The sequence below is a fragment of the Dellaglioa sp. CoH-57-MRSF-20 genome (assembly GCF_056781955.1).
Genome location: NZ_JBXAXV010000207.1, coordinates 1 through 318 on the forward strand (window position 1 = coordinate 1; position 318 = coordinate 318).

1 protein-coding gene is annotated in these 318 nt (G+C 53.1%); it reads right to left on the bottom strand.

Going from position 1 to position 318, the window contains the following annotated elements; all coding sequences use genetic code 11:
* Window positions 1–318, bottom strand: a 318-nt coding sequence (locus AC1RPN_RS08785) for a DEAD/DEAH box helicase family protein (RefSeq protein WP_481763808.1), incomplete at both ends; no start/stop codon positions are given.

Sequence of the window (318 nt, forward strand, 5' to 3'; positions counted from 1 at the left end):
CCTTGATATCGGCAATCACCGGACCCATCAAATTCCGCATGAGCACGTACCGGCCGTCCTTGCGGTTCGGGGTGCCTGACAATCCGATCTTGTATTCGCAGTTGAGTGCGGCTATCACTGACGCGTACTTGGGGGCAGCGCCCGTGTGGATTTCGTCTACAAGCAGCATCGCAAACATGTCGCGAACTCGGCGCAAAAGTTTACGTCCTTTGGCACTCCAGAAAGTTTGGCATGTAACGAGACAGATATCGTACTTTAGAAAATCTTCGTAGGTCTTGCACAGGCCGATCTGGGTCTTTCTACAGTTGGTCAGGGCGG